General features: G+C 37.1%; 26 protein-coding genes and 5 tRNA genes. 4 read left to right on the top strand and 27 right to left on the bottom strand.

Features of this window, described 5'->3' with window-relative positions; genetic code table 11:
• The 16 genes from QZN27_RS02560 to QZN27_RS02480 all read right to left on the bottom strand — a co-directional run.
• On the bottom strand, nucleotides 1-95 hold a 95-nt coding region (locus QZN27_RS02560), incomplete at its 3' end, for a GTP-binding protein (protein WP_296783197.1).
• 150 nt (nucleotides 96-245) lie between these two features.
• Complete coding sequence (locus QZN27_RS02555; protein ID WP_296783189.1) at nucleotides 246-2444, bottom strand: elongation factor EF-2; 2199 nt, start codon at nucleotides 2442-2444, stop codon at nucleotides 246-248.
• Nucleotides 2445-2472: 28 nt separating this feature from the next.
• Nucleotides 2473-3033: a 30S ribosomal protein S7 gene (locus QZN27_RS02550; RefSeq protein ID WP_296783186.1), complete on the bottom strand. Its 561-nt coding sequence runs from the start codon at nucleotides 3031-3033 to the stop codon at nucleotides 2473-2475.
• Nucleotides 3034-3046: 13 nt separating this feature from the next.
• The gene (locus QZN27_RS02545) at nucleotides 3047-3472 is read right to left on the bottom strand and encodes a 30S ribosomal protein S12 (protein ID WP_149730666.1); all 426 of its coding nucleotides are present in this window, start codon (nucleotides 3470-3472) and stop codon (nucleotides 3047-3049) included.
• 324 nt (nucleotides 3473-3796) lie between these two features.
• Entirely contained in the window at nucleotides 3797-4228 is a 432-nt protein-coding gene (locus QZN27_RS02540) for a NusA-like transcription termination signal-binding factor (RefSeq protein WP_296783184.1), read from the bottom strand.
• Between the two features lie 6 nt (nucleotides 4229-4234).
• A complete protein-coding gene (locus QZN27_RS02535) occupies nucleotides 4235-4534 on the bottom strand; it encodes a 50S ribosomal protein L30e (protein ID WP_292606450.1) in 300 nt (99 codons plus the stop codon).
• An 8-nt stretch (nucleotides 4535-4542) separates the two neighbouring features.
• Complete coding sequence (rpoA2, locus tag QZN27_RS02530; protein ID WP_296783183.1) at nucleotides 4543-5730, bottom strand: DNA-directed RNA polymerase subunit A''; 1188 nt, start codon at nucleotides 5728-5730, stop codon at nucleotides 4543-4545.
• Nucleotides 5731-5738: 8 nt separating this feature from the next.
• Nucleotides 5739-8522, bottom strand: a complete 2784-nt coding sequence (locus QZN27_RS02525; protein ID WP_296783180.1) for a DNA-directed RNA polymerase subunit A' — start codon at nucleotides 8520-8522, stop codon at nucleotides 5739-5741.
• 24 nt (nucleotides 8523-8546) lie between these two features.
• Nucleotides 8547-11072, bottom strand: coding sequence for a DNA-directed RNA polymerase subunit B (gene rpoB, locus QZN27_RS02520; RefSeq protein WP_394346849.1), 2526 nt, complete (start codon nucleotides 11070-11072; stop codon nucleotides 8547-8549).
• Between the two features lie 9 nt (nucleotides 11073-11081).
• Nucleotides 11082-12626, bottom strand: coding sequence for a DNA-directed RNA polymerase subunit B'' (locus QZN27_RS02510; protein ID WP_296783178.1), 1545 nt, complete (start codon nucleotides 12624-12626; stop codon nucleotides 11082-11084).
• A gap of 233 nt (nucleotides 12627-12859) precedes the next feature.
• The gene (locus QZN27_RS02505) at nucleotides 12860-13093 is read right to left on the bottom strand and encodes a DNA-directed RNA polymerase subunit H (RefSeq protein ID WP_292600363.1); all 234 of its coding nucleotides are present in this window, start codon (nucleotides 13091-13093) and stop codon (nucleotides 12860-12862) included.
• Nucleotides 13094-13136: 43 nt separating this feature from the next.
• Nucleotides 13137-13210, bottom strand: a tRNA-Lys gene (locus QZN27_RS02500).
• Between the two features lie 30 nt (nucleotides 13211-13240).
• Nucleotides 13241-13312: transfer RNA gene (locus tag QZN27_RS02495), tRNA-Asp, on the bottom strand.
• Nucleotides 13313-13426: 114 nt separating this feature from the next.
• Nucleotides 13427-13500: transfer RNA gene (locus QZN27_RS02490), tRNA-Tyr, on the bottom strand.
• A 6-nt stretch (nucleotides 13501-13506) separates the two neighbouring features.
• Nucleotides 13507-13581: transfer RNA gene (locus QZN27_RS02485), tRNA-Pro, on the bottom strand.
• 116 nt (nucleotides 13582-13697) lie between these two features.
• Nucleotides 13698-13771: transfer RNA gene (locus tag QZN27_RS02480), tRNA-Thr, on the bottom strand.
• Nucleotides 13772-13887: 116 nt separating this feature from the next.
• Here QZN27_RS02480 and thiM point away from each other — a divergent pair.
• Nucleotides 13888-14754 (top strand): hydroxyethylthiazole kinase, encoded by an 867-nt coding sequence (gene thiM, locus QZN27_RS02475; protein ID WP_296783173.1) that lies wholly within the window; start codon nucleotides 13888-13890, stop codon nucleotides 14752-14754.
• Nucleotides 14751-15371, top strand: coding sequence for a thiamine phosphate synthase (thiE, locus tag QZN27_RS02470; protein ID WP_296783170.1), 621 nt, complete (start codon nucleotides 14751-14753; stop codon nucleotides 15369-15371). Before thiM ends, thiE begins: the two co-directional genes overlap by 4 nt.
• Here the strand turns inward: thiE and QZN27_RS02465 are convergent.
• The 4 genes from QZN27_RS02465 to QZN27_RS02450 are packed head-to-tail and all read right to left on the bottom strand — an operon-like array spanning nucleotide 15368 to nucleotide 19058.
• A complete protein-coding gene (locus QZN27_RS02465; protein WP_296783168.1) occupies nucleotides 15368-16585 on the bottom strand; it encodes a phosphoglycerate kinase in 1218 nt (405 codons plus the stop codon). The genes thiE and QZN27_RS02465 overlap by 4 nt on opposite strands.
• Nucleotides 16586-16594: 9 nt before the next feature.
• Nucleotides 16595-17263 carry a triose-phosphate isomerase gene (gene tpiA, locus QZN27_RS02460; RefSeq protein ID WP_296783166.1) on the bottom strand — a complete coding sequence of 223 codons (669 nt, stop codon included), beginning with the start codon at nucleotides 17261-17263 and terminating at the stop codon, nucleotides 16595-16597.
• A gap of 45 nt (nucleotides 17264-17308) precedes the next feature.
• Nucleotides 17309-18187 carry a site-specific DNA-methyltransferase gene (locus tag QZN27_RS02455; RefSeq protein WP_296783164.1) on the bottom strand — a complete coding sequence of 293 codons (879 nt, stop codon included), beginning with the start codon at nucleotides 18185-18187 and terminating at the stop codon, nucleotides 17309-17311.
• Nucleotide 18188: 1 nt separating this feature from the next.
• The gene (locus QZN27_RS02450; protein ID WP_296783162.1) at nucleotides 18189-19058 is read right to left on the bottom strand and encodes a hypothetical protein; all 870 of its coding nucleotides are present in this window, start codon (nucleotides 19056-19058) and stop codon (nucleotides 18189-18191) included.
• Between the two features lie 131 nt (nucleotides 19059-19189).
• Here QZN27_RS02450 and twy1 point away from each other — a divergent pair, with 131 nt between their 5' ends.
• Nucleotides 19190-20107, top strand: a complete 918-nt coding sequence (twy1, locus tag QZN27_RS02445) for a 4-demethylwyosine synthase TYW1 (protein ID WP_296783159.1) — start codon at nucleotides 19190-19192, stop codon at nucleotides 20105-20107.
• Between the two features lie 59 nt (nucleotides 20108-20166).
• Here the strand turns inward: twy1 and sucC are convergent, their stop codons facing one another.
• The 5 genes from sucC to QZN27_RS02420 are packed head-to-tail and all read right to left on the bottom strand — an operon-like array spanning nucleotide 20167 to nucleotide 24114.
• Nucleotides 20167-21285: an ADP-forming succinate--CoA ligase subunit beta gene (gene sucC, locus QZN27_RS02440; RefSeq protein ID WP_296783157.1), complete on the bottom strand. Its 1119-nt coding sequence runs from the start codon at nucleotides 21283-21285 to the stop codon at nucleotides 20167-20169.
• An 8-nt stretch (nucleotides 21286-21293) separates the two neighbouring features.
• On the bottom strand, nucleotides 21294-21842 hold the full coding sequence (locus QZN27_RS02435) for a 2-oxoacid:ferredoxin oxidoreductase subunit gamma (RefSeq protein WP_296783154.1): 549 nt from the start codon (nucleotides 21840-21842) through the stop codon (nucleotides 21294-21296).
• 9 nt (nucleotides 21843-21851) lie between these two features.
• On the bottom strand, nucleotides 21852-22712 hold the full coding sequence (locus tag QZN27_RS02430; protein WP_296783152.1) for a 2-oxoacid:ferredoxin oxidoreductase subunit beta: 861 nt from the start codon (nucleotides 22710-22712) through the stop codon (nucleotides 21852-21854).
• A 1-nt stretch (nucleotide 22713) separates the two neighbouring features.
• Nucleotides 22714-23844, bottom strand: coding sequence for a 2-oxoacid:acceptor oxidoreductase subunit alpha (locus tag QZN27_RS02425; RefSeq protein WP_296783149.1), 1131 nt, complete (start codon nucleotides 23842-23844; stop codon nucleotides 22714-22716).
• A gap of 9 nt (nucleotides 23845-23853) precedes the next feature.
• A complete protein-coding gene (locus QZN27_RS02420) occupies nucleotides 23854-24114 on the bottom strand; it encodes a ferredoxin family protein (protein WP_292600867.1) in 261 nt (86 codons plus the stop codon).
• A gap of 135 nt (nucleotides 24115-24249) precedes the next feature.
• Here QZN27_RS02420 and QZN27_RS02415 point away from each other — a divergent pair, with 135 nt between their 5' ends.
• The gene (locus QZN27_RS02415) at nucleotides 24250-24741 is read left to right on the top strand and encodes a fumarate hydratase C-terminal domain-containing protein (RefSeq protein WP_296783147.1); all 492 of its coding nucleotides are present in this window, start codon (nucleotides 24250-24252) and stop codon (nucleotides 24739-24741) included.
• 106 nt (nucleotides 24742-24847) lie between these two features.
• Here QZN27_RS02415 and QZN27_RS02410 read toward each other — a convergent pair whose 3' ends face one another.
• Together QZN27_RS02410 and QZN27_RS02405 are read right to left on the bottom strand one after the other, a co-directional pair.
• Entirely contained in the window at nucleotides 24848-25210 is a 363-nt protein-coding gene (locus tag QZN27_RS02410) for a hypothetical protein (RefSeq protein ID WP_296783144.1), read from the bottom strand.
• Between the two features lie 366 nt (nucleotides 25211-25576).
• Nucleotides 25577-26311 carry a peptidylprolyl isomerase gene (locus tag QZN27_RS02405; protein ID WP_296783141.1) on the bottom strand — a complete coding sequence of 245 codons (735 nt, stop codon included), beginning with the start codon at nucleotides 26309-26311 and terminating at the stop codon, nucleotides 25577-25579.
• Nucleotides 26312-26563 lie beyond the last annotated feature (252 nt).

Raw genomic sequence — 26563 nt, 5'->3', positions numbered from 1 at the left:
CCAGCTTTTAATAATAAGTGTCCAACTAAAGTGGATTTTCCGTGGTCAACGTGTCCAATAAATGCTAAGTTAAGATGTTCTTTTTCTTTTGCCATTATATAACCTCTTTTAATAATATAATTAATAAGCTTAAATGATAGCTTAAATTCATTATATGTTTTTTAACATATAAATACATAATGTTTTTTTCATGAATTTTTATGAAAATATAAAAATATAAAAAAATTAAAAATTTAATTTTAATTTTATAAGTCACCTAAGTAGTGGCTTGCAGGGAATGGTTCTTCAGATAAACCTTTCCTTTGTCTGATTTCTTTTACGATTTGATGTTGCATCTCACGTGGGAGTGGTTCAAATCCTGCGATTTCAGTAGACCATAAACATCTACCTTCAGCAGCGGATCTGATGTCACCAGCGAAACCAAACATTTCAGCTACAGGCACTTTAGATTCGATTCTTGCCATGTCTCCTTCTTGACCCATGTTAACGATTTGACCTCTTCTGTTTTGGATTTCACGAGTACATGCACCCATGTAATCATTAGGAGTGTCAATAACTACTTTTTGCATTGGTTCAAGTAAAGCAGGTTCAGCAAGCATCATGGAACCTAAGATAGCGTTTCTGATAGCAGGTAATACTTGTGCAGGTCCTCTGTGAACTGCGTCTTCGTGAAGTTTTGCATCGTGGAGTTTGAATTTTAATCCCATAGCGATTTCTTCACCTAAAGGACCGTTTTTCAAGGTATTTTCAAATCCTTCGAGTAATAATTCTTTAACTTCATCCAAGTATTGAATACCACGAGTCATGTTGAGGAATATGCTTCTGTTGTGAACAGCCCATACTCTTCTGGCTTCTTCTTTATCTAAGCCGTATTCCATGAAGTCGTTAGCCATTTCTTTACCTTTTACTCTACCTTCTTTAATGTCTCCTTCTTGGATTGCTGCGTAGAGTTCAGGTTCAATAGGTTCAACTGTGATGTAGAATCTGTTATGTTTGTTAGGGGATTTACCTTCAACTTGTGGAGATAACTGTCTGACAGTTTCCCTGTATACAACAATAGGTTCGGATGTAGTGATGTCTACACCTTTTTCGTTGATTCTGTAACCGATAACTTCTAAGTGAAGTTCTCCCATACCGGATACTAAGTGTTCACCGGTTTCTTCGTTAATATCGATTTTAACTGTAGGGTCTTCTTTACCGGTTTGTCTTAATACTTCAATCAATTTTGGTAAATCTTTGGTATTTTTAGCTTCTACAGCTACGGTAACTACAGGTTCTGAAATGTGTTCTAAACCTTCGAACTCTTTGATTTTGTGATCAGGAGAACATAAGGTTTCACCAGCGATAGCTCCTTTTGCACCAGCAACATATACGATGTTACCTGCAGGAACCTTATCGGTGTTAACTCTTTCAGGACCGAAGTATACACCTACTTGCTGTACTCTGGATTTACCGTGGGAACCGACCATGTAAACTTCAGTACCTTTTTCGATTGCTCCACCGTATACCCTACCGGTAGCGATTTCACCAGCGTGTTTATCTACAGATACGTTGGTAACCATTACAGCTAAAGGTCCGTCAGGGGAGGTGTTGATCATACATTCACCAGCAGGAGAGTCGATTTCTCCATCCCAGATGTTAGGTACCCTGTATTCTTGAGCTACTTTAGGTGAAGGTAAGTGTTCTACTACCATACCTAATAATACGTCAGATAAAGGTACTTTTTGAGCTAATTCTCTTTCATTGTCAGCATTACAATAATCAATAATATCTTTAAAGTTGATTCCGGTTTCTTGCATGGTTGGAACGTTAATAGCCCAATTGTGGTATGCTGAACCGAATGCTACACTACCATCAGTGAAATCTAATTTCCATTCTTCTTTTTTGTCTTCAGGAGCCATGTTTCTGATTAACTTGTTAGCTTCCATGAAGATTTTCAAGAATCTGTTTTGTAACTCTTCAGGTTCTAATTTTAACTCGTTGATTAATCTGTCAACTTTGTTGATGAACAATACAGGTTTTACGTTTTCTTTTAATGCTTGTCTGAATACAGTTTCAGTTTGAGGCATGATACCTTCTACAGCACAAACTACAACTACTGCACCGTCTACAGCTCTCATTGCACGAGTTACGTCTCCACCGAAGTCAACGTGACCTGGGGTATCGATTAAGTTAATTAAATATTCTTTTTCTTTGTAATCGTGTACCATGGATACGTTAGCTGCATCAATAGTAATACCACGAGCTTGTTCTTGTTCGTCAAAATCTAAGAATCTTTGGTCACCTGCAAGTTCTTCGGAAATCATTCCTGCACCTGCGAGGAGGTTATCAGATAAAGTGGTTTTACCGTGATCGATGTGAGCACAGATACCAATGTTTCTGATTTGTTCAGGTTCATACATCAATTCTTTGATTTTTGCAATCATTTTGTCTCTTCTACTCAAAATAACCACCTAATTAAATATTATATGATTAGTGCGCTGCTTTAGCAACTCTTTCTTTCTCTTCAGCTTTTTGTAAAGCGAAACTTCTTGAATCTTCTTCAGATGCAAGGATTAATTCGTCAGCTAAACATTCAGCAACAGATTTTCTGTTTTTGAATGAAGATTGTAAAGTACCTCTAGTTAAAAATCCTAATGAAAGGTCTACTCTTCTTTGTGGAGAGATGTCCACAGCAACTTGGTATCCAATACCACCGTATTTGATACGAGTAGTTTCTTCACGAGGTGCAGTGTTTTCAACTGCAGTAACTAAAACTTGAACAGGATTCTTTTTAGTTCTTTTATTAATGATTTCTAAAGCATCTTTAACTATGTTGTAAGCTTTATTTTTCTTACCTGAGTTGAGATGGGTTCTCATGATTTTGTTCATTAACCTTTCAACAATTGATACTTTAGATTTTGCGAATTGTCTTTTTACATGTCTACCAGAAGTATGTGGAACTAAAGTTTCATCTAAGCAGATATATTTTACTAAACCTAAGTCCTCAACTTTTACTTCATCGAGATCCCATTTGCCAAATAATTTACTCATAAATATAACCACCTTATCTTACAGGTTTTTCTATTTTTCCACTTACCATTTCTGATAAAGCTACGTTATTAACTTTGGAAACTTTCCAACGGACTCCAGGAATATCTCCCATGGATCTTCCGGATGGTCCACCGATTCCTTCAATCATCACTTCATCGTGTTCATCGATAAATCCGATAGCTCCGTCACCTGGTGCGAAAGCAGTTAATTGTTTACCGTTTTTGATTAACTGAACACGAACACATTTACGAATAGCAGAGTTAGGTTGTTTTGCTTCTATCCCTACTTTCTCAATTACGATTCCTCTTGCTTGAGGAGCTCCTTCCAAAGGATCTGCTTTAACGTCTAACCTTAAAGCTCTCCTTTTATAATCTACGTCTTTCCACTTAAAATTTTGTCTATTTCTTTTAAGTTTTTTTGCAGCAAAAAGTCCTGGCATATTTTTTTCCTCGAATTTTTTGTTAAAAAGCATATCTATGAATCCACCGCTGCGATTTATACTATAGCCTATAGTACAATCTAAATTCAAAGATATAAATCAGTATAATTAATAATTTAGATAATTTACATCATCTAAAAGAAGATATCTTGAAATGAAATTCAAACATAGACAAAAAGCACACATAGTCATGTTTTAAAAAGTGCAGATATCTTATGTTAAATATATATAGATACCCCTTTATAAAGGTATGTATTTCTTATATAATAAAAATAAAAAAAAGTATTTTTTAAAAAAAATAAATTAAATAAAATAGCCCGAAAGCTATTTTAAAATAATGTTATCAATATTATGTTGTCTATCAGCTAATAATTTAGCTCTTTCAATATTGATTCCGTTTTTACCGATAGCAATACGTTTGTTGGTATTGTCTGCTGTAACAATAGCTATTTTCTCGCCTGATTGCTTTTGAGAAATCTTAACAGATTGTAGTTTAGCAGGAGATAAACAATTTTTAATAAATTGTATTGGATCATCATCCAATTCTACAATTTCAATACCCTTATCAACTGCCCTTTGAACTTTAGATACGGAACTTCCACCTTTACCGATTGCAAGTCCCATGTCACCATTCTTAACAACGAATGTGACCTTTCCATGTTCATCATCGATAATGCAATCTTTTACCATTGCCCCAGTCATATTTTCGAAAAGAGCTATGAATCTAATTTCATTTGCACTGAATTTAATAGACACTTAAATCTACCTCAAATCGTCTAATATTGTAGAATCTCCTGGATCGTTTACGATTAATGTAGCAACAGTAAAAGGTTTACCACAAACAGAACCCAAATCTACACTAGTTCCATCGTATACTAAGGATGGAATTTCGGAAAGATTTGCATAATATTCAACATCTTCAAGAATTTCTTTAGGAGCGTTACTTGCAACAACTACAAGTTGACCTTTTCCTAATTTTAAAGATTGAATTGATTTTTCAGAGCCTAATGTCACATCTCCAGTGTCAACAGCAACCCTGATTCCTCTATCTACGTCCATCATCTAGCCTCCTATTCATTTTTATAATCCATTTTGACACCGACAGATCCGGTACCAAGAGGTATTGGTTGTCCAATAATAATATTTTCGATGATACCTGTTAAATCATCAACTTCACCGCGTATACTTGCATGAAGCAGATGTTTACCGGTTTCTTCAAAAGCTGCACGAGCTAATACACTTGATTTTTCACCACTGATACCATGTCTTCCGATTGATTTTACTGTACCTTCTGAAGTCATGATGTCTGCAACAAGCATGATATGCCTTACGTCTACACTAAGACCCTGTTCGGAAAGGGTATTCTGTGCTTCGTTAATGATAGATTGACGAGCCGCTTCAATACCTAAAACCTCACCGATTTCATGAATGTTGTTTGTAGTGGTTCTAACGTGGTCGATACCGTCCATATCAAGGATTTCCTTAAGGTTTGATCCTTCGGTATGGATAATCCATTCCTCATCACGACGAATAATTACTTTACCGATACCTTTTATACCACTGATTTGCAAGTCACGAACCTTGTCCGCTAACAGACGAAGTTCACGAATTTCAAATTTTGAATCAGATTTATCAGATTTAGAGGAAGGAACAATAATCCTATCGCCTTTAATGTCGGCCTTTTTGAAAGCCTTTTCAATAGCAGCATTAATTTCTTCCCTGTCTAATCTTTTCTCTTCTATTTTTTTAGAATCTAAAACTGCTTCAACTTCCATAGTTCCATAATTTAAATTGAAGTCAGAGATAATATCATTTACAGTACTTTTACCAATTTGATTAGCTAAAGTTCTTACAAATTCTTCATCATCACGTCTTTCTTCATCAAAATAAATGTCCATAGTTGGAGTAGCAATTTCTTTTCTTGCGTCAACGATTTCAATAAGCCTTGGAAGACCTAATGTTACGTTTAACTCAGTTACCCCTGCATAGTGAAAAGTACGCATAGTCATCTGAGTACCCGGTTCACCAACAGATTGTGCAGCTACTGTTCCAACAGCCTCGCCAGCTTCAACGTGAGCTCGGTCATAGGCCATTTTGAGCTTTCTGATAAGTTGAGTTAATTCGTCATCAGTCAAATCATTCTTAACATATGCTTTTGACAAATCTTCGATATAACTTTCTGGAAAATCGATGTCTAAATTTTCTTCATCATTTAGTTGAGTAATAGTTTCAATTACTTTTGCTTCAATATCATCCATAGTTACACCTACTTACCTTCCATTCTTATTTCATCAATGAGTTTGTTTAAATCAGCTGGTTTACCAAAGTCTGATTTAGCTGGATCAACACCATCTTCTCCAAACATGGTTTGGATAACATTGCCCTGGTTATCAGTGACAAGTCCGGATGGTTTTACTTGTAAATCTTGCAGAGCGTTTACTAGTCTTCTTTGCATGTAACCAGATTGTGCGGTACGAATCGCTGTATCTACAAGACCTTCTCTTCCTCCCATAGCGTGGAAAAAGAATTCGATTGGGTCAAGACCTGATTTGTAACTTGAGTGTACAAATCCTTTAGCTTTTGCCCCTAACTCACCTTTTTTGAAGTGAGGTAATGTTCTGTTGAGGTATCCTCTTTCGATACGTCCACCCCTAACCGCCTGTTGTCCTACACAAGCAGTAATCTGAGTAAGGTTCAGCATGGATGCCCTTGCACCGGTACGTGCCATTACTACAGAGTGGTTTTCAACTGCCATCACATGGTCATATGGGTCGTCATCAGACTGTTTACCCATGGTAAGATAGTTTTCAGCAATACTACCGGACATATCCCTAGCTTCCCCGAGAACCTGCATGATCTTCATCTCTAAAGTCTCTTCAAGGCTTCTACCAGGCAATGCTTGGAGATATCCTTCTTCATAAGATTCAACAAGTTTATCTACTTCAGCCATCTTTTTCTCTAAGTGCTCATTAATACGATCTTGAGCTTCTTCAGGAATTTCCTCATCGTTTAAGGATGTTGTAATTCCTGTTTTCATGATTCCACATATAGCAAGGTCAGTTGACCTGTCTAAGAATTCTTTTGCTCTTCCAGGACCGTATTCCTTAACAATCTTATCTAAGATTTTTCCTGAGAATGAACCGTAAGCTGATTCATCAATTACACCCTGAACAAGAATTCCGTTTTTGATTACAACAGTCTCATCCTCTATAGGGTATACTACAGGACATTTGGAAATTTCAGCCTTATAAGATAAGTTTAAATCGTTTGGCAATAATAATGAGAACAATTCTTTACCAGTCCACTTTTCACCTTTTTCCTTATAGATATATGACTCTTCAATATCATGAGGAACTTCCATATCAGGTTTCAAGTCATGGTTTGTTTTTAAAACCCATTGCCCTCCTTTAAATATTGGCAATTCAAGGTGGGATTTTCTGATAATCTGTAAAGCTTGTTCTTCTGTGAATTCGACACCGTCACGGGTCAATAAGTATGCACCACTAATGTGGTCGTGAATAGCACCAATAATAGGTCCTCCAAACCTTGGAGATAAAATGTGTTCCTGTACACGCATCAGTGATTTTGCTTCCGCTCTGGATTCGTCAGTCTGGAATACGTGCATGTTCATTTCGTCTCCGTCGAAATCTGCATTGTATGGAGGGCAGACACAGAGGTTTAATCTGAAAGTCTTGTAAGGAAGTACCCTTACTTCGTGTGCCATCATACTCATTCTGTGCAAAGATGGCTGACGGTTGAACAATACCATATCCCCATCTTTGAGGTGTCTTTCTACAATGAAACCTGGTTCCAGTTGCTCCAAGATCAACTCAATGGTTTCTTCGTTGCGCACTCTTATTTTTCTTCCGTCGTTTCTGATTACGTAGTTTGCACCAGGGTGAACGTCAGGACCATTCTTAATGCATTGCTTCATTTCTTCAATGTTCCATTCGTTTACATATACAGGTACAGTGACTTCTTTTGCAATCATTTCAGGAACACCGACCTCGTTGATACTGATGTTAGGGTCAGGTGAAATAACAGTACGTGCTGAGAAGTTTACACGTTTACCTGATAAGTTGGATCTGAAACGTCCTTCCTTACCTTTCAACCTTTGAGTCAATGTTTTTAAAGGCCTTCCTGACCTGTGTCTTGCAGGAGGAACACCACTGGCTTCATTGTCAAAGTAAGTGGTAACGTGGTACTGTAACAATTCCCATAAGTCTTCTACAATCAATTGTGGAGCACCAGCTTCCATATTTTCAAGTAATCTTTGATTAATACGTAAAATATCAACTAATTTGTGAGTCAAGTCGTCTTCTGAACGTTCACCAGTATCAAGAGTAATTGAAGGTCTTACAGTTACAGGAGGAACTGGTAAAACAGTCAATACTAACCATTCTGGTCTTGCAACTTCAGGGTTTACTCCTAAAACAAATGAATCTTCATCAGTGATTTTTTCAAGTCTTTCACGAACTTCAGAAGCTGTTAACTTATAATCCCCTTGACGGATAGTTACAGGTTTATCCAAAAGGATAGCTTCCTGAGGTGCACCACAGTGAGGGCAGCAATATTTCATGTCAATTTCCTCATCAGGGTCTTCAGGCATTTGTTTTAATTCCCTTTTGGCGACTCTGTAAACTTCTTTTAGAATAGCGTTTAAACTTTCACGGCTATCCATCGCTTCATTAATTTTTTCAGTGAAGTATTCAATTTGTTCATCGTTTAAAAGAATACGACCACATTCATTACAGGTAGAACGTAGTATTTTGTGAATAACATCACCAAAACCAATGTGAATAACTGGTCTTGCAAGTTCAATACTACCGAAATGTCCTTGACAGTCTCCACCTCTGAAACCGCAAGTCCTACATACTAAACTTGGGTCGATAACACCTAAACGAGGATCCATCAAACCTTTATCAATAGGGAACCCATCATCCTCATAGGTATCTGGAGTTTCAACAGTCACAACAGACATAGCACGAATATCTTCAGGAGACATTAGCCCAAAGTTGATTTGTTCTATTTTTTTTATAAATCCTTTCATGTATTGGCTCCTTTATAACTGTAATTATGCTTTGTCTCCTAAAACTAATTTAGGGAAAATACATAAACTCTTAAGTTCGTCTAATAATAATTTAAATGCGTATGAAATTTCAACAGGATATGTTTCTACATCTCCACAGATTGGACAGTATTTCTTATTTTTGTTTTTGTCATAAACTGCCAACATACCACAGTTTTCACAAACGATTGCTTCATATTTGTCAGATTCATCAAGAAGTCTTTCCTTTAAGGTTAAAGCAGCACCGTGTGCAATAAGACAGTCTCTTTCCATCTCTCCGAATCTTAAACCACCTTCACGTGCTCTACCTTCAGTAGGCTGACGTGTAAGCACTTGCACTGGACCTCTTGAACGTGCATAAACCTTATCTGTGGTCATGTGGTGTAATTTTTGATAATATGCTACACCTACAAATATTTCAGCGTCCAACCTTTCACCGGTTACACCATTGTATAATGATTCACATCCTGCAGATTCAAATCCGTTATTAATAAGTTGCTGTTTGATTTCATCCTCAAGGGTTTGGTTGAACGGAGTTGCGTCCACACGTTCTCCTTCAAGACAACCTGCTTTACCAGCGACCATTTCCAATACCTGTCCGATGGACATCCTGGACGGAATCGCGTGAGGGTTAACTATCAAATCAGGAACGACACCGAATTCTGTGAATGGCACATCTTCAGGGGATAAAATTAAACCGACAACCCCTTTCTGACCGTGTCTTGATGCGAATTTGTCACCAAATTCAGGTTGTCTGGTATCCCTTACTCTGATTTTAGCTAATCTTGAACCTTCAACGGTTTCGGATAATAATACTGCATCAACAATACCTTTTTCACCGTGTCTTACAGTTACGGAAGTTTCTCTTCTTCTGTCAGCAACGGTACCGAAGTCCTCTTCAAGGAATCTAGGAGGTGAGGTTTTACCGATTAATACGTCACCGGATTCAACATATGATTCAGGGTTGACGACACCGTCTTCATCAAGGTTTCTGTAGGCCTCTTCGGACCTGTATCCTTTGATGTTTTTGTCAGGCACTTCAAATCTGTCTACTTGACCACCTGCGTATCTCTTTTCGGAAGTGTCATATGCCCTGAAGAAAGATGACCTTGCAAGACCTCTTTCAAGGGATCCTTTGTTGATAACCATTGCGTCCTCCATGTTATATCCTTCGTAAGACATCAATGCAACTACAAAGTTCTGACCGGATGGTCTTAAATCATAATTGGTTGAATCGATAATACGGGTTTTAACGATAGGAGTTTGAGGATGGTGCAATAGGTGTGCCCTGGTATCAGTACGTAATGCATAGTTGGAGACATATAATCCTAATGCTTGTTTTGTCATACCTGCTTCCATTGTGTTCCTTGGAGATGAGTTGTGATCTGAAAATGGAATGATACCTGCACAGATACCTAACATTGTAGCAGGGTCGATTTCCAAGTGAGTATGTTCTTCATTTATTTCAGCCAAACTCATAGCGATGTATGAATTTTCTTCTTCTTCAGCATCCAGATATTCAACAAGACCTTTACTGATTAAATCATCCCATTTTAATTTTCCATTTGCAATTTTATTTAAATGCTCTTCTCTTAATAATGGAACTCCATCTTTTACAATGATTAATGGTCTTCTTGCTCTTCCAGGATCATTGAATATGTAAATTTCCTCATTATCTTCATAATAAGTGATGTTCATTTCATAGGAGATTTCACCATTTCTTCTTTTCTCTCTCATTTCTTGGGTGAATTCAACTGGGTTTTCACAGTATCCTAAAAGTTCACCGTTAATGTAAATTTTGGTTTTGTTTGTAGTGATAATCTCTTTAGTCAATATGACTTTGAAAACTTCATCATCATCTGAAACAGTGAATTTTCCATGGAAATCATTAAAGCCGTCAGCTTTAACGAGAACTGAATAATCACCTAAAGCCACTTCTTTGATAATGCATTTTCCATCATTGCCGGTTGAACCTTCAAATCTTGTTCCTGAAGTTAGGGATATGACAGCAGATTCTATAGGCTCACTTTCCCTGTCAACGACTATGACATTAATGTCTGTAACTATAACAGGTTCGACTTCACCTTCATCTTCGTCAGGTTCAATTTCACCTTCGCTTTCTTCTTCTTCAGTTTCAGGTTCAATTTCACCTTCATCTTCAGCGGCTTCAGCGACAGGTTCTACTTCACCTTCATCGCCATTGTCCTCAACAGGCTCGACAGCGTCGTCTGATTCTACATCATCTGCAAAGATATCTTCAGGGAAATCATCTGTATAACTATCCCAGGATTTTCTAGGTTCATCTTTAGCAAATGCTTCAAAAAAGTCAGAATCTTCTCTTTTTTCAGAGGTGTTGAAAAATTCTTCAATTTCAGACTCATGTTCTTTTACTTTATTTAATACGGATTCGTCAGCAGCCTTTTCTAATAGAATGTCAATGTTTTTTCTGACTTTTTCATAGGCAGCCACTTCTTCAAATCCAAAATAATAATAAGCTCTTTTTAATTTTGCATTAATTTTTTTAGCCAACATCTCACCTCCCTAAATCAAATCTACATCCATAGTTTTAATAACATCAATAATTTCTTGTTCATCAGAACCTTCTGAAATATTACACATTAAAGCTAAGTTCTTTACCAAACCACAGTTAGGTCCTTCCGGGGTTTCGTTAGGACAAATCTTACCGAATTGTGTTGGATGCAAATCTCTTGCTTCAAAGTGAGGTTGACTTCTAGTTAATGGGGATACAACACGTCTTAAATGGGAAAGGGTTCCCATGTAACTTGTTCTATCTAACAATTGACTTACACCAGCTCTTCCACCAACCCAATTTCCAGTAGCGATTGCATGTTTGATGTTTTCTGTTAAAACATCACTACGCACTGCCTGCTTGATTGAAAGCTCTTTACCACGGGAAAGGCTTCTTTCAAGTTGGTAACTCATATCTCTTGTTAAATTAGTGAAAGCAACTCTGAATAAATCTTCCATTAAATCTCCAGAAACTCTGAGTCTTTTGTTAGTATAATGGTCCTTATCGTGAGGCTCTCTTTTTTGTTCGATGACTTCCAATAACATTTCAGTCATTTCAGCTAAGTAGATAGCCTTATCATAACATCTTTCTTCCTCAGTTCCCATATGAGGTAATAAATAACGATTTACAACATCTTTTGCACGTTTTAAACGATAATCTTTAGGCATGTTTTTAGCTACCCTGTTACCAATGTATTTGATAGCTGCGAGCTGTAAATAATCTCTTCTTTCTTCATAAGACATGCCGTCCATTTCTCTTTGATCCAATTTTAATGATTCATCAGACACTTGCAAATCATCCGCTATCATCATTTGGAAATTGTTATCATCTGAAATTGCAGTGATAATCTCTTCATCTGTAGCTAAACCGAGAGCTCTCAATAGGATTACTAATGGAATTTCACCTGGAAGGTAAGGGAAAGAAATTCTTAAAAATACTCCATTTTTACGAGGTTTTTTATATTCCAAAGTAATTCTGGCTCTGAAACCACTTTTGATTGAAGTAACAACAGCTTTTGCATGTCTATCTTCTGGTTCATCAAGACGTTCAAGAATAATTTTATTTGGAGCGATTTCTTCCATTGTCACAACAGCCCTTTCAGAACCGTTTACAATAAAGTATCCTCCTAAATCTTGAGGGTCCTCATGCTTTTCCATCAATTCTTCAGCACTGAGCCCATTGAGATGGCAAATGTCAGACTTAAGCATTACCGGTAATTCACCGATGTACACTTCTTCTAACTCATTTTCTTCTCCGTCTTCATTTAATGCCATTTCAAGGTACATGTCTGCAGAATAATTTAAGTTTCTAAGTCTTGCTTCGGTTGGATCAATTTCACTACGAGAACCATCAGCCTCTTTATTTGACGGTTTTTCAATACGTACTTTACCGGTTTTTAAAGTGTATTTCCCGTCATCTAAAGTGATAGGTTCGGTAATATCAATGATATTCTGAATTCTGTTATTCACAAAATCATTGTAGGACTTGATATGGTGATCCACCAAATCATATTTGTCAAAAAATGCATCAACTAATTTCCAATTATTCTCTGTCATGGATATCCTCCAACATTACGTACGCAATAAAAATAATTAACTAAATAAAAATAATAGTTTATTAGGATAAACCTAACTTAATTCATTTAATCATTATTCTTAATTTACTCCTAACTATCTCCTTTAAGATAATTCCTCTCAAACTAAGTTCAAATTTATTATAATGAATTTCTAAAAAACAAAAAAATACAGAAATTATACTATATTAAATTTCACACACTCTAAAATTATATTTAATCTTCAACAATTCTGTAGGTTACAAATACACCTGCAGTTTGACTTTCTCTAGTAATCCTTAAAACGTTTCCAGGTTCAGCACCTATGGCTTTTACAACAGGATCATTAGATTTTATTTTAGGAAGGTCTTTAAAATCATAATCCACATCACTAAATTCGTCAGAAATCTCTTCTTCAGTCATGATTTCATGCTTTGGTACTAGCATATGGTCTTGAATATCAATTTTCAAATTTTTTCCTCCAAATAAAAAAGTTAAAATATAAAATTAGAAACAGGCCTGACGGGAATTGAACCCGCGGCCGCCTGGTTAAAAGCCAGGCGCTCTGCCAGACTGAGCTACAGGCCTATATGACTTTCATACTACTTAAGATATGAGCGCCCTGGCCGGGATTTGAACCCGAGTCGCGGGCTCGACAGGCCCACATGATAGCCCCTACACCACCAGGGCATATCCTCAAATAGTACACTATCAATTAATATAATTTTCATCATATATAAATGTTTTGGAAAAATCACTATTTTTCACAAAAAAATATATGAATCCAAATAAATAAATTGAGAATCCCGCCTGCCGGACTTGAACCAGCAACATTTGGATCTACAGTCCAACGCTCTGCCAAATTGAGCTAAGGCGGGAAAAGATGGGTCCGCCCGGATTTGAACCGGAGTCTCAGGCTCCCAAAGCCCAAAGGATCGACCAAGCTACCCTACGGACCCACATACAAATTGTATGTAGATGACATACTAATAATTATATTATATTTACAAGTATATAAACATTACTATTATTTCAATAATAGTCTAAAAAAATTATATAATATTATAATATTAAAAGCCCCGGACGGGAATTGAACCCGCGACCACGAGATTACAAGTCTCGCGCTCTACCAGACTGAGCCACCGAGGCAATATAATAAAATTATATAACACTATAATTTATACTAAAAGTCATTTAAATACTTTACTATAAATCACATGTTTTTCATTAAAATTTAAATAATAAAAAATTTATAATAAATAATCATGATAAATACTGAAAAAGAATTACTAAATAAGATAGATTCAAATTTAAAAAGTATTAAAGAAAAAAATGCGTTAACCCACTGCATAACAAATTCAGTTACAATCAATGACTGTGCAAATGCAGTGCTTGCCATAGGAGGATCCCCATTTATGGCAGAAGATGCAGAAGAGCTTGAAGAAGTTGTAGCAATAGCTGATGTGCTTGTAATCAACATTGGAAAATTAAGTAAAAATCAAATCGAATCAATGAATATAAGCGCTCAAACTGCAAACAAAACCAATACCCCTATTATTTTAGACCCTGTGGGAGTCGGAGTAACCGAACTTAGAAACAAAACCACAATGAATCTAATTGAAAATTATAATATAACCGCAATTCGAGGAAATATTAGTGAAATAAAAGCAATTGCAAAATTAACCGGCGTTTTAAAAGAAAGCAACACTGCAAAAGGCGTTGATGTTAATATTGATGACATAATTACTGAAGAAAATCTAAAAGCAAATGGAGATTTAATCTGTGAACTTGCAAAGAAATTGAATACCGTGATTTTAGCAAGTGGCCCTCTCGATATATTGAGTGACGGCGAAACCACCGTTGTCATTGACAATGGAGATGATATGATGCCACTGATAACAGGTAGCGGCTGCATGTTATCATCAATTGTTGGAAGCTGCATTGGAGGATCCAATCCATTTGAAGGAAGTCTTGTTGCAATATTGGCAATGAACATTGCCGGTGAAAAGGCAAGAGCAAAAGTAGATGCGAATGATGAAGGAACCGGTTCATTTAGAGCATACCTAATTGATTACCTCTTTAAAACCGATAGTGAAACCTTAATAAACGAAGCAAACATCAGGATATTATGAAAAACATAGACTTATCCCTTTACCTTGTCACCGATAAAAGTGACGATGTAGAAAAATTCTTAAAGACAATTGAAGAAGCAATTAAAGGTGGAGTTAGCGTAGTGCAAATAAGAGAAAAAACCGCTGACACACTAGATTTCTATAATTTGGCATTAAATGTGAAGAAAATTACTGAAAAATATGACGTGCCATTAATCATAAACGACAGAGTCGATGTTGCACTTGCAATTGATGCTGATGGAGTTCATGTTGGCCAATCAGACATGCCATGTGATGTTACAAGAGCACTGGTTGGACCTGATAAAATTGTAGGTGTTTCAGCCGCCACCATTGAAGAAGCTAAAAAAGCAGAAAGTGATGGTGCCGACTACATTGGAACTGGAGCGGTATTTCCAACTGCAACAAAAGATGATGCTCCAAAAATTACAAAAAATGATTTGAAAGAAATTGTGGAATCAATAAATATACCAGTTGTAGCCATTGGAGGGATTACACTAAACAATGCCCATGAGCTAAATGATACTGGAATCGCAGGATTGTCTGTAGTGAGCGCTATAATGAGCTCAGAAAATCCAAAAAAATCATCAGAAGAGCTATTAAAAATATTTAATAGCTAATCTTTACTATTTTTTAAAGCTTCAACAGCGGCTAACTCCTTACCTGCAAGCATACTGATACATGCTCCGCCACCACTGCTTAAATGGCTCATATACTCTTCCAAGCCAAGACCTGCTGTAGCAGCTGCAATGTGTCCTCCTCCTATTAAGGTGAAACCATCTGAATTGGCCATAGCATTGATCAAATCCTCGGTACCCATTGCAAATTGAGGGTCTTCGAATACCCCCGCAGGACCATTGGCAAATATATATTTTGCGTTTCTGATTTCTTTTGCATAAAATGCAATGGTTTTTTCACCTATATCAAAGATGGATTCGTTTGGAATTTCACTGCTGTCAATATCAACCCTGTTTCCATCAATTTGGCATGCAACATCAATAGGATACTTTACCTTATCCCCGAACCTTTCAATAAGATCTTTTGATCTGGCAACCATATCCTCATATCCTTTAGCGATGATGAACTTCTTGTTGACTTCACCGATATCCGCACCTGATGCCCACAAAACAATGTTTCCAACAATACCTGTTGTTAAAACTGAATCGGCAGTTCCATTGCTTAGTACATTCTCCATAACATCAATGGAGTCTTCAGGCTTCATTCCACCAAGCAGAAATACGCAAGGATGTTCCACATTGTCAAGAGCATCCTGAATTACAGTCAGTTCCTTCTCCATTACCCTTCCTGCAGCGGAAGGAGTATTTACTGTAAAACCGACCAATGATGGCTGGGACCTGTGGGCCGCTGCAAACGCATCATTTACAAAATAGTCGATAAGTGGAGACAATTGAGTTACAAGATGAGTTTTTGACTGTTCCAATGGAGTTCTTGAAAGGGTTTCTTCTGAGTAAAATCTTGCGTTTTCAAGCAAAAGAATTTCATGAGGCTTTAAAGCTTTAATAGCTTCTTTTGCAGCTTTGGAAAATAATGAATCGATATATTTTACCCTTAAATTCAAAATATCTGATAAAGCGTCAGCATGTTGGGCCAAAGTTGAAAAATCCTTTTTACCCGGACGAGATTGATGGGCCAAAAGCACTACTTTAGCGCCCTTATTGGACAGTTCCTTAACTGTTTGGGCATGCAGCTTTAGCCTTGTATCATCCAGAATAATGCCTGAACTAGGATCAACCGGAGAATTAATGTCGATTCTCACAAGAACTGTTTTGTCTTCAACATCAAAATCATCAATAGTTTTAAATTCCTTAGCCATTTTCTCACTCTATAATTTACTTACCAAATCAAGCAAGGCGTCTTTAGGACTTTCAGCCTTGATAATTCCTGATGCGAGCAATACTCCGTCTGCGCCCAAATCCATAGCTGCCTTCATGTCGTCCCCAGTAGTGATGCCTGCACCACATAATACCTTAACTTTTTTATTTATTGCTTTTACTTCGCGAACTGTATCCTCAACGACTTCCGGTTGAGCCTGAGATACTGGAATTCCTGTACCGATAAGTTCAGGAGGTTCAACGGCAACTGCATCAGGGGCTAGTGTTGCCACAGCCTTTGAGGTTTCAATATTATTTGTGCATACGCATGATTCGATTTCATTGGCTTTGCACATTTTCACAACTTCATCGATGTCCGCCAATTTCATCCTCTGTTCTGAATGGTTAATCAGAGATCCGCTGATTCCCGCATCAATCAATGTATTGATTAGGTTGGAACCTGTGTGTCCTCCAGGGGATATTGCATCAATGTGTTGAGCAAAAATAGGCAGTGAGGTTTCTTCACTGATTCTATAGATGTCTGCAGCCTGAGGAGCCGCAACCATAGTGATTCCAGATTCACTGGCAGCACTTTCCAGGTCATGTGCAAGTTCTAAAGCCTTTAAACCACTTGATTCTAAATAAGTTTTATAATTCAATATTACAATTGGAGTGTCCATATCTATCCCACAATAACTTTATAATTAAATATATAATTTACATCTTTAAATAAATTTTTGATTGGAAATTCTACTTTTTGCCAGGTCAATGTATTCCTGTTTGATGTCATAGCATATGTAGTTGCGGTTGTTTTTTCTGGCTGCAATTGCAGTTGTTCCGCTGCCGCAAAATGGGTCCAGAACGACATCGCCTTCATAGCTATACAGATTTATCAATCTGTGGGGCAGTTCAACTGGAAATGGTGCGGGATGACCGATTCTTTTGGCGTTCACAGCGGGAAATGTCCAAACGCTTCTTGTCCATTCGATAAAATCATCCCTTTCAATAGTGTCCTTTTTGATTTGATTTTTATCCTTTGAGTAGGAATCCTTTGAAAAGACCAGAATGTATTCATGATAATCTCTTAAAACCGGATTTGAAGCGGACATCCAACTTCCCCAAGCACAGGATCCTCCGCCACTGGCGGACTTGTCCCAAATGATTTCTCCGCGCATCAGAAATCCCAAATCCAACATTATCTCAATCACCATTGCATGCAGTGGAATATATGGTTTTCTTCCAATGTTTGCAACATTGATGCATGCCCTTCCGCCGGTTACAAGCTTTTTGTAGACTTCACCGAAAACTTTGGTCAAAAGCGAGAGATACTCATCCAATGTCAAGTCGTTGTCATATTCCTTTCCCACATTATACGGAGGGGATGTTATCATCAGATGAATGCTGTTGTCAGGTATCTCATCCATCATTTCACTGGATTTGCAGTAAAATTTATTCAGGTCACTTTCAGGTATCCGATTTTCCAGATACTCAATATTTTTCGGCAGATTAAATTCTTCAAACAGTTTTGAACTATAAAACTTCTTTGAGTTGTGGGACTGCCTGACCACAGACCCGAAAGAAGCTGTTTTTGTTTTCCTTTGCAAATTAAGACCTCTTCAGGAGATTTAAAAATTTCAATCCCTTCTGTTGATAGCTTTTTTCCCAGTTGGCAATTTCAATCATTTGACCCAGTTTTTTGGGATTTTCCATTCCCGAGAAAAAATTCAGTTCCTGTTTAAATAATTGGTTCAAAGTCATATTTAATTCATCGACATTGTCCATTCTGATGAATCCGTTTTTAATGCTTCTCTTTCGGGTGTTTCCATGATTGAGAGGGAATGGATTCAATGACCAAAAACCCTGAATAATTCCTGAATTTTTCAGATAATCCGCCTTTTTGCAAAAGCCGTTTGATAACGGTGCATTTCCCAAAACGATTAATGGAATTTTGGAAGCCTTGACATTTGAAACCCTTATATCAATGCATTTTCCAATCGCCTTTAAAATTGAATCCGAACGTGTGAAGCTTGGGCGCCCCTGATGGGTCCTGTAGTCCCCAATTTCTTTAACATTGCCTGTAGCCTCATCGTATTGCCAGTTCCACACAAGCGACATCTTTACCTCAAATATAAGTTTTACCTCATCAGGCATCAGCACTTTCCTGTTTGTTTTTGAAATGACGATGTCTGCAGGGGACTTGTGAGTTATTCCAATTGAGGGAATCTGTGCCTGCTGAATGACAAAGAGCCCCTCATCCTGAAGTATATGATTAAGCAAATCGCAGACCCATTTTTCAGTATAGTTTCCTATCAGCGAATTTCTGGCCTGCAATGTTGATTTGGACCCGGAATAACCCTTGGGCCAATAGGACACATACATTCCATCATCAGTCCTGTAAAACAGCTGCTCATGTGATGCAAAATTTTTTGATTTATCAAAGAATAATTTTTCCTGATTCTTGTTCCATAATCTCATAATAATTAATATTAAATTTAAACATATAAATAGATTTAACAATATAAAGTAAATATTGTTCACTAAAAGTAATATTGCTTTAGACTTGTAAAAATGTATATACTACAAAAGCCAAAAATAGATTTGATTTTATGTCATTCACTAAAAACCAGATTGAAAAACTAGAGAAAAGCGGATACAGATTCGTTGGAAAACATGGTCATGCCGCAGTCAAGACATGCCATTGGACAAGGCAAAGCATTTCTGATAAGGGAGTCTGCTATAAGGAAAAGTTCTATGGAATCCAATCCCACAGATGCCTTCAGATGTCTCCTGCAGTTCCAAATTGCCAACAGGAATGCGAATTCTGCTGGAGAGACTTAACATATACCCAAACCACTTGGGAAGATGAGGAATATGACGATCCGAAAGTAATCGTTGATGAGGCAATCAAAGCCCAGAACAACCTGTTATGCGGTTTTTATGGAAATGACAAGGCAAACAAGAAAAAACTGGAAGAGATGAAAAACCCGAACAATGCGGCAATATCACTTGCGGGAGAGCCTACACTCTACCCTAAAATCGATGAACTGATCGGTGAATTCAACCGCAGGGATTTCACAACATTCGTAGTGAGCAACGGCCAATGTGTTGAAAGGTTAAGAAATCTGGAAAACGACCCGTATCAACTATACCTTTCTTTGGATGCACCTTCACAGAAAATATTTAATGATGTCTGCAGACCTAGAATAAATGATGCTTGGGATAATTTAAACGAATCACTTGAAACCCTATCCAGTTTTGACTCACGCACATGCATAAGGAATACCTGCGTTCGCGGAAAAAATATGGAAGACCCTGAGGGTTATGCAAAACTGATAAAAAAAGCTGACCCTGACTTTGTGGAAGTCAAAGCATACATGTATGTTGGCTCATCACGTAAAAGATTAACCCTGGACAACATGCCAAGTTTTGATGAAATAAAAGATTTTGCCTCTAAAATCGGTGATGCCTGTGGCAAAGAGATAGTAAATGAATCTGAAGTTAGTCGAGTGGTACTGCTCGAATGAACTTCCAGACACATCTAAACCCTTTTTTTAGTGTTATTTGAGTTTGAACTATAGCAAAATTATTTGCCTTCAGCTTTTAGTTCTTCACAAATTTGAACTGCTTTTTTAGCTGCCTTTTCCATTGATGTTTCATATGGAATTCCAGCCTCTTCTAAAATCCTTTGACCTTCTTCCTCATTGGTTCCGGTCAATCTGATAACTATATTGACCTTGCGGTCAGCATTTTCCAAAGCCTTGATTACACCACGTGCAACATCATCGGCCTTGGTAATACCTCCAAGTACATTCAGGAACACGACTTTAACAGGATCGTAGTTTAAAACAATGCTTAAGGCCTGATTGATTATGTGCTCTGAGGCTCCACCACCAATATCAAGGAATGTTGCCGGTTCTCCACCATTGAGCTTAATCATGTCCATTGCGGTCAATGTTAAACCTGCACCGTTACCGATTACAGCAATATCACCATCCAATTGGACAAAGTCGACTGCCTTTTTCTTATAGTTCATTCTGTCAACCAGGTCCTGATGCCTGTAGAGTGAATCGTTTTCGACAACGAGTTTTGCGTCAGCGGCAATCAAACCGTCTGGAGTTAAAACCAACGGATTGATTTCAGCGGTGTCAGCATCATACTTCTCAAATACCTTATATAATTTCCAGATGATGCTTCCTACAGGAGAAATCAATTCGGATGAAACTCCCATCTTACGGGCGATTTCACGGGCTTCATAAGGTAAAAATTCAAGCAAAGGATTTGGATAATATTTAATAATCTTTTCAGGGTTTGTTTTTGCCAGGTTTTCGATTTCAACCCCACCTTCTTTACTTGCAAGGATTACTGGCCTTCTTGCACCCCTGTCAACAGAAACTGTGACAAAGAATTCATTTAAGATTTCAGCCTTTTCTTCAATCAACAAATGATTTACCTTTTCGCCTTTAATTTCCATTTTTAAAATTTCATCAGCAACTTTAAGGGCTTCACCAGGATTTTTTGCAAATTTTACACCACCTGCTTTACCTCTGCCCCCGGTTAAAACCTGCGCTTTGACAACTACAGGAAATCCCATTTCAGAGGCTACTGCCATAGCTTCCTCAGGATAATTTGCAACATGTCCCTCCAGGATTGGGATTCCTTCTTTACTAAAAATTTGTTTTGCTACACTTTCAAAAAATCTCATTATAACACCTATTCAGCTAAAGCATAACCCGCTTCGAAAGCAGCGATATTCTTTTCTTCAGTTCCTTTAGGAACACTGGCCTCAATAGCCTTGATGGCTGCCTCTTTGGATATCACTTTAGTAATTTTTGTAATAGCTCCAACCATAACGATATTGGCCACAATCTTAAGTCCGATTTCATCTGTGGCTGTCTTAGTAGCGGGAGCTTCATAAACCTCAATATTATGTTCATCAATAAAATCTCTTACATCTTCAACATCAGTTGTGCCAGGATCAACAATTAAAGTTCCATTGTCCTTTAAATCCACAATATATTTAATTAAAGCTTCATTTGACATGGCCACTAAAATATCCGGACTTTGAACCTTCGGATAGTCGACTTCAGTGTCACTGATAACAACTTCACATTTGGAAGCTCCTCCACGAGCTTCAGGACCATAAGATTGGGTTTGAACAGCTTCTTTTTCATCAAAAAGACTTGCAGATTTACCTAAGATAATACCTGCAAGAATTATTCCTTGACCTCCAAATCCACAAATTCTAATTTCAGTTCTCATATTATCCACCTATAATTCTGTTGAATATGCAGAGTTGATAAGAGTTTTCTTACCAGATTTTTCCACACTAATCCTTTCAAGGTTTTCTGTAAATTCATCTTTTTGAGTGTTGGCAAATTCACCAACAACAATCTTGCCTTCCAATTCTCTTGCGCTCATTCTGTCTGCAGCAGATTTGAATACTGTATTTGCCTTCATTACTGCAGCCATTGCAGTAGGAGTTTTGAGCTTGTTTTTACGACCGAAGTAAGTTGGACATTGTGTTGCAACCTCGATGAATGAAAATCCTTTGTTTTTCAAACCCGCCTTAATGGACAAGACAAGATTTTCCATCTGGACTGTTGTCCATCTTGCGGAATAGCTTGCACCTGCAGCTGCAACGAGTTCGGCCAATTTGAATGGAGTATCCAAATTACCGTAAGGAGCAGTTGTTGCGAAACTGCCTTTTGGTGAAGTAGGACTGATTTGACCACCAGTCATACCGTAAATGTTATTGTTGATACAGATTACAGTCAGATTAATGTTTCTTCTGGCCGCATGAATCAAATGATTACCCCCGATAGAAGCCGCATCACCGTCACCGGTAAACACTACAACATCCAAATCCTTGTTTGCTGTTTTCAAACCGGTTGCAAAGCTCAATGCTCTTCCGTGAGTGGTGTGAAGTGAATCGCATTTAAGATATCCTGGAATCCTTGAGGAACATCCGATTCCGGAAACCATTGCGATATTGTCAAAATCCATATCTGCCTTTTCCATAGCTGCAAGGAATGCATTGATGATTGCACCATTTCCACAGCCAGGACAGAAAATGTGAGGCAGTCTGTCTTCTCTTAAATATGGGAGAAATCTATTCTTATTTTCTGACATTTTAGTTTCCTCCTATCTTGTTGATTTCATCTAAAATTTCATCAGGAGTTGGCAGTAATCCTCCAATCACTCCCATCAAATGAACATTGACGTCCTTTCCAAGTACACGGTCAACCTCATAATACATTTGACCCAAATTCATCTCTACAACTAGTACGTCACTGGCGTTTTTAGTAATCTCTTTCAATTGTTCATCAGGGAATGGCCATGGAGTATCAATTTTGACATAGCCGACTTTCTGATTGTTTGCTCTTGCCCTGTTTACCGCTTCAACGGCGGACCTTACAGGAGCACCATATGAAACGATTATGATGTCCGCATCTTCACAGTTTTCAGATCTTACAGAGCAAATCTTATCCTTATTATTTAAAACCTTATCGCAAATTCTTTTTACTAAGTTATGATGAGTTTCAGGAGTGTTGGTGTCAGGATAACCCCTTTCATCGTGAGTAAGACCGGTTACATGAATATTAAATCCGTCACCGAATGCAGGCATAGGAGTAGTTCCGTTTTCAATGTTTTCAAACGGCAGGTAGTCATCAGTCTTTTCAGGCCTTTTCCTTGCAACGACTTCAATATCATCGCCAACAACTATCTTTTCCCTCATGTGTCCGATTACTTCATCAGCCATGACCAATACAGGGCATCTGTATTCTTCAGCCAAATTAAATGCCTTTATTGTGAAATCGAAAAATTCCTGAACGCTTGATGGAGACAGCGCAATAGGTTCGTAGTCTCCGTGTGATCCCCAACGGGCCTGCATCATATCTGATTGTGAAGCCATAGTTGGTTGAGCGGTTGATGGAGAACCTCTTTGAACGTCAACAATAACTATTGGAGTCTCTGTCATGAATGCATAACCGATATTTTCCTGCATTAATGAAATACCTGGACCTGAAGTGGCTGTCATTGATTTTGTTCCTCCCCATGAACCTCCAATGATGGCTCCTGCAGATGCGATTTCGTCTTCCATTTGAACGAATGAACCTCCAACTTTTGGCAATTCTCTTGCTAAAGTTTCTGCAACTTCTGTAGATGGAGTAATAGGATAACCTGCAAAGAACCTACAGCCTGCAGCTATTGCTCCTTTAGCACATGCTTCATTTCCTTGAATAAAAAATTCTTCAGCCATTTTATACACCTACTTTCCATGCCTTGTGAATAATGGATTAAAATTAACATCTTCGTTCATCCACCAGTTTTCCGGCAAATCAACTGTAATTGCTTGGTCCGGACATGCAACTTCACAAGTACCACATTTGGTACATCTTTCTTCGAACTTTACAAAGGGTAATTGAACTCCTTTCTTATTTACTTCAGGAGATATTGCATATACGTTTTTATAACACATGAACAAGCAAAGATGACATCCTTTACACAAATTTTCGTCAATAATAATCAATTTAAAATCTCCTATCATATTTATGAAAAATAAATATAGAATGTATTATATCTATGTTAATAAACATTTAAATATCTTATGTGAAATCGGGGAAAATTCAAAAATTTATTAAAAATTAAAAATAAAATAATTATTATGACAGACTTGACCACCCCAATTACCGAAGAGGATATTGCCAACCTCAATGTTGGTGAACAAATCAACATTTCAGGAACCATATACACCGGCCGTGACGCGGCACTTCCCCAGCTTGTGGAACTGATTGAAAAAGATGAAGTCCCTTTTGATTTGAAAGGCAGTGTGATAATGCATACTGCATTCAGCGATGCGGGAATTGCGCCTACAACCAGCAGCAAGGTTGAAATCGAATCAACAATCGGACCTTTAAGCGCTGCAGGAGTCAAGATTCATATAGGAAAGGGAATGCTGAGCGATGAGACCGTTGAGGCACTGGATAAAAACAAGTCCATTTTTGTAATAACCCCTCCGGTTGCGGCATTGCTTACAAACAAGGTTTTGGAAAAAAAGTGTGTTTTATTTGAAAATGAAGGCATGGAAGCCATGTATGAATTAAAAGTGGAAGATATTCCTGGAATTGTGGCAATTCATGATAAAAAAAGAATTTAAGAGAAAATTTGTTTGAAAATGACGAACATGTCAAAAACACATATCTACCATCAATTAATGAAAAAATATAAAAAGTAGAGGATTTAATCCTCTAATCACTATTTGCTTAGTAGTAGTACCTTAATTTTACTTTAGTGACTGGTTTTTTATGACCAAGTTTGTTGCATACTTTGTGTGTTTTGGTATTTTTAGCGACAGTGTTCCAACCGTTATAAATAGGACTTTGTTTAGGTCCTTTCCAGACATCAACAATATATTTTCCCTTTTTACCAGAGTAACTGCCACCATATCCTGATTTGTATTTACATTTTATTTTCACTGTTTTTTTACCGTCTTTCACAGTGACAGTTATTGATTTTTTTCCTTTGTATTTGGCGGCTGAAACAGGATCGGCAAACGCCACACTAATACTCATTCCAATCACAAAGATTGCCAGAACAACTATTGTAATCTTAGTTAGTTTATTCATAAATATCCTCCTTTACAGCTAATTTAAAAAATTATTCAACTGTTATATAATAATATAACTTGTGAATAATTTATACATTTCGCTGGTTTAAATAGTGCTATAAATCTTATGTTGAAAATTAGTATTTTCATATAACCGATAGGTATTTCGATTTACGGGCTTTTTACAATACTTTGAATATTTAAATAAAAAAATAATAGTTTTTAATAATTTATTCAAAAAATATCGGATGGAAAAATATGAAAAAATAAGATAAAAAAGAGTTATATTTAAAATAACTCCAATTCAAGTCAATTGGCAAATAACCAAATAAAATTAATATTCACCACTTATATCAAAGCAGTGAATGAGTCAAGATAATAAAATCTATTCTTCGTCTTCTTCGTCTTCAGCTTCTTCTTTTTTCTCAAAAGCATCTACGAAATTGACTTTGGTAATTTCTTCGATGTTGTCCCAAATGTCTTTTGCAATTCTGAATCTTGCAAAGGTGATGTCCATGTAGGATTGTTGATCGAATTTGGACATTTCATCCAATTTGATGTTTGCAACACCATCAACAATGTCGATTTCGGTTTTGTCGATGTCTACGTTAGGATTTGAGTAGTGTAACTCGATCATACTTTTGATTTTTTCTTCATCATCTTCAATGATTTCGGTTACTTCAACATCATATACTAAATCTCTTCCTGCTAATTCATGGTTGAAGTCAACTCTTACTCTTCCTCCGTTGACGGTTAAGATTTTACCGGTTGCACCTTCGGATTGGATTTTCATACCTGGGAAAGGAGTCATGTTTTGTTTTTTGAACTCTCTCATAGGAACTAATTGAATTAATGAAGGGTCTCTAGGACCGAAAGCGTTTTCGGAATCCACTTCAATAGTTTTTTTGTCGCCTTCTTCTAATCCGATGATTGCTTCTTCGATTGCAGGTAATAAGTGGTTTCCTCCTACAACAATAGGAATTGCTTTGTAGGTTTTGTTTTCTTCGAAAATTCCTGCTTCTTGTGCAACTTCATCATAAGTAGTGTCAAATACATCTTCTGTTTCTTTAATTTTACCAGTAAAGTTTACTCTTACAAAATCTCCGTTATCTATAGCCATAAAAATTACGCTCCTTAATAATTTTGATTGAATAATTTGTTAATAAATATAACATTAGTATTAGTGGAAATATCAACAACTTTCTCTTCACACTAATTATACAATAAATAATTATGTACTTTTTACTTTATAAATTATACTGTTGGAAGTGTCGGGACTCTTTCAAAAACTTTGTTGATTTAAAATTTTTTGATTAAAGTTAGTTATGAACTTTTAATCCTGTTTAAAAACAGTTAAATTTAATAAGAAATT

The sequence above is a fragment of the uncultured Methanobrevibacter sp. genome (genome assembly GCF_900316895.1).
Classification (GTDB): Archaea; Methanobacteriota; Methanobacteria; order Methanobacteriales; family Methanobacteriaceae; genus Methanocatella.
The sequence above is the reverse complement of the archived record's forward strand: the minus strand, read 5'-3'. Positions and strand labels throughout refer to the sequence as shown.

Coding starts and splice junctions, on each gene's coding strand:
- QZN27_RS02525 (WP_296783180.1), bottom strand. CDS start 8,522: ATGAAAGGATTTATAAAAAAAATAGAACAAATCAACTTTGGGCTAATG.
- twy1 (WP_296783159.1), top strand. CDS start 19,190: ATGTCATTCACTAAAAACCAGATTGAAAAACTAGAGAAAAGCGGATAC.
- rpoB (WP_394346849.1), bottom strand. CDS start 11,072: ATGTTGGCTAAAAAAATTAATGCAAAATTAAAAAGAGCTTATTATTAT.
- QZN27_RS02535 (WP_292606450.1), bottom strand. CDS start 4,534: ATGATGGACGTAGATAGAGGAATCAGGGTTGCTGTTGACACTGGAGAT.
- QZN27_RS02465 (WP_296783168.1), bottom strand. CDS start 16,585: ATGGCTAAGGAATTTAAAACTATTGATGATTTTGATGTTGAAGACAAA.
- QZN27_RS02510 (WP_296783178.1), bottom strand. CDS start 12,626: ATGACAGAGAATAATTGGAAATTAGTTGATGCATTTTTTGACAAATAT.
- QZN27_RS02410 (WP_296783144.1), bottom strand. CDS start 25,210: ATGAATAAACTAACTAAGATTACAATAGTTGTTCTGGCAATCTTTGTG.
- QZN27_RS02415 (WP_296783147.1), top strand. CDS start 24,250: ATGACAGACTTGACCACCCCAATTACCGAAGAGGATATTGCCAACCTC.
- rpoA2 (WP_296783183.1), bottom strand. CDS start 5,730: ATGGATGATATTGAAGCAAAAGTAATTGAAACTATTACTCAACTAAAT.
- QZN27_RS02545 (WP_149730666.1), bottom strand. CDS start 3,472: ATGCCAGGACTTTTTGCTGCAAAAAAACTTAAAAGAAATAGACAAAAT.
- QZN27_RS02405 (WP_296783141.1), bottom strand. CDS start 26,311: ATGGCTATAGATAACGGAGATTTTGTAAGAGTAAACTTTACTGGTAAA.
- tpiA (WP_296783166.1), bottom strand. CDS start 17,263: ATGGACACTCCAATTGTAATATTGAATTATAAAACTTATTTAGAATCA.
- sucC (WP_296783157.1), bottom strand. CDS start 21,285: ATGAGATTTTTTGAAAGTGTAGCAAAACAAATTTTTAGTAAAGAAGGA.
- QZN27_RS02450 (WP_296783162.1), bottom strand. CDS start 19,058: ATGAGATTATGGAACAAGAATCAGGAAAAATTATTCTTTGATAAATCA.
- QZN27_RS02425 (WP_296783149.1), bottom strand. CDS start 23,844: ATGGCTGAAGAATTTTTTATTCAAGGAAATGAAGCATGTGCTAAAGGA.
- thiE (WP_296783170.1), top strand. CDS start 14,751: ATGAAAAACATAGACTTATCCCTTTACCTTGTCACCGATAAAAGTGAC.
- thiM (WP_296783173.1), top strand. CDS start 13,888: ATGATAAATACTGAAAAAGAATTACTAAATAAGATAGATTCAAATTTA.
- QZN27_RS02435 (WP_296783154.1), bottom strand. CDS start 21,842: ATGAGAACTGAAATTAGAATTTGTGGATTTGGAGGTCAAGGAATAATT.
- QZN27_RS02430 (WP_296783152.1), bottom strand. CDS start 22,712: ATGTCAGAAAATAAGAATAGATTTCTCCCATATTTAAGAGAAGACAGA.
- QZN27_RS02550 (WP_296783186.1), bottom strand. CDS start 3,033: ATGAGTAAATTATTTGGCAAATGGGATCTCGATGAAGTAAAAGTTGAG.